We start from the raw sequence: 2,489 nt of genomic DNA on the forward strand, positions 1-2,489 counted from the left end.
CTTTACGAGCTTTCTTAAGACCTGGTTTTTTCTACATTATGATATTTATGGTAAATTATCACTGAAATCAAGTTCTTTTAAGAGATAAATCCTCAATTTTTACATATATAACCCTTTTAAAAATCAAGAGGTTATCAAAGGGTTATCACTTTTTAGTTTTCGGAGCTTATGTAATTGAGAAATACGAACTACTGTATCACAAAGATGATCTACAGTTTCTTCGTGCCAGTGCAATTTCTTTTTCTATCTTGAAGATATTTAAATAGCCCCATCTATTATTTCTAAATACTTAGAAATAATCAAAAAAATAAAATATTATTTCCAAATATTTGAAAATAATTGCTATTTGTATTATACTATCTTTGAGGTAACTATTATGAACTATATTAAAAGACCACATTATTTAGACTTTTTAAGAAGACATCGTGACCGCCAAATCATTAAGGTTGTAAGTGGAGTTAGACGAGCTGGTAAATCTGTGCTTTTTCAACTCTATAAAGAGGAGTTACTAGCAACTGGGGTAGACGAGGATCAGATTATATCCATCAATTTTGAAGATCTGAGTTATTATGAACTGCGACATTTTCAAACATTATTCACTTATATAAAAGAGCGGTTAGTTAAGGAGAAAACATACTATATCTTTTTAGATGAAATTCAACATGTTGAAAAATTTGAACTAGTAGCAGACAGTCTATTCATCTTGCCAAATGTTGACCTCTATTTGACTGGATCAAACGCCTACTTTATGAGCAGTCAATTAGCTACAAACTTGACTGGTCGGTATGTTGAGATAGAGGTCCTTCCTTTGTCATTTGAAGAATACCTATCAGGGCAATCTCTCTCAGAGAATCTGAATACAACAGAAATTTTTAACAATTATCTCTTTAGTGCTTTCCCTTACTTATTGCAAACATCATCTTACGCTGAAAAAATTGACTATCTCAGAGGAATATATAACTCAATACTGTTAAATGATATTGTCACTAGATTGGGAAATCCAAATCCTACTATTATTGAACGCATTGTCCGAACCCTTCTCAGTAGTACAGGTAGCTTAATATCAACAAATAAGATTCGCAATACCCTGGTCAGCCAAAATGTTTCAATATCCCATAATACTTTGGAAAATTATTTGACGACTTTGACAGACAGTTTACTTTTTTATTCCGTTCCACGTTTTGATGTAAAAGGCAGAGCATTATTACAACGCTTAGAAAAATATTATCCCGTTGATTTAGGTTTACGACACCTCTTATTGCCAGACCACAAAGAAGATATTGGCCATATCTTGGAAAATATTGTCTATTTGGAATTGAGACGTAGATATTCGCAAGTATATGTTGGTAATTTAGATAAATATGAGGTTGATTTTGTTGTTGTAACTGATGTTGGTCACTACACTTATTATCAAGTCAGTGAAACAACACTTGCTCCAGAAACACTAGAAAGAGAACTTAGACCACTAGAAGCCATTAAAGATCAATTCCCAAAATATCTATTAACAATGGATACGATTCAGCCCACAGCAAATTACAATGGTATTGAGAAGAAAAATATCATAGATTGGTTACTAGAAAAATAGATAAATATAAATTATTCAGCTAACTAGATTTGCAACACTCTGTTATCAATGATTCTACTCAAATCCTAACAAGATATAGTAAATTTAGAACACATTATCTAATACAGACACTTGAAGGATAAAATGGAATCTTTAACTTCTGGAAGCACTATTATTACTCAAAATGATGAATCTCCATAGAATTAATAAAACTATAAATCAAACGGAACTATAATGAAAAAGAGACTAAGCAATCAGGATTTAAAATTCTAAAAACGCATACTATCAGGTATTACAAAACCTTGATAGTATGTGTTTTATTGTGGAGAGATTTACTTTATTTTCTCCTGAAATAGGTTTTTGCTAGCCTATTTTCTCTATTTCTAATGACTTACTTCAGCTTCTTACCTCTTGGGAAAAACAACAAAAATACGAACTATCAAAGTTTGGAATTATCCAATCCGATGAACAATATGTCTTTACTTATATCGATATGAAGAGTAATGTTAATAGCCCTCTACACTCTGACTATCTTAAAAATAAAATGAAATCTGTCAAACGTCGTCATCCAGAACTTAGACATGCTACACCTCATAAACTGCAACATACCGGAGCACCGCTAGCTAAACATGCTGAAACATTTATTGAAGCTATTTCTGAAGCTCTAACCCATAGTGACACGATTACAACAAAGACTTATGTCAATACTTCGAATGTTATTCCAATGGCTGTTGGAGAAATTGCCTATCGTAATCTTAAAAAGTAATGGTGTGAATTTTGTTAAAAATCATCAAAAAAACACCCCATGGTGTGAACCATGAAGTGTTGTAAATTCTGTATTGTAGCTGGTTCTTAACGTTTTGAGAACTGGCTAGCTTTACGAGCTTTCTTAAGACCTGGTTTTTTCTACATTATGATATTTATG

The 2,489-nt window shown here is 31.9% G+C and carries 1 protein-coding gene and 1 pseudogene; both read left to right on the forward strand.

The genetic code is table 11. The annotated features are described in order from the left end of the window. The first annotated feature begins 376 nt into the window (after nucleotides 1–376). The gene (locus tag ADF62_RS01945; protein WP_003098347.1) at nucleotides 377–1,585 is read left to right on the forward strand and encodes an ATP-binding protein; all 1,209 of its coding nucleotides are present in this window, start codon (nucleotides 377–379) and stop codon (nucleotides 1,583–1,585) included. 352 nt (nucleotides 1,586–1,937) lie between these two features. Continuing rightward, a pseudogene (locus ADF62_RS01950) lies at nucleotides 1,938–2,330 on the forward strand (site-specific integrase); the annotation flags it as partial. Between the last annotated feature and the right edge of the window lie 159 nt (nucleotides 2,331–2,489).

Source organism: Streptococcus sp. 1004_SSPC (assembly GCF_001069025.1).
Classification (GTDB): Bacteria; Bacillota; Bacilli; order Lactobacillales; family Streptococcaceae; genus Streptococcus; species Streptococcus vestibularis.

Excerpts from the sequence above, each read along its gene's own strand:
- ADF62_RS01945 (WP_003098347.1), top strand. The coding sequence starts at position 377 with ATGAACTATATTAAAAGACCACATTATTTAGACTTTTTAAGAAGACAT.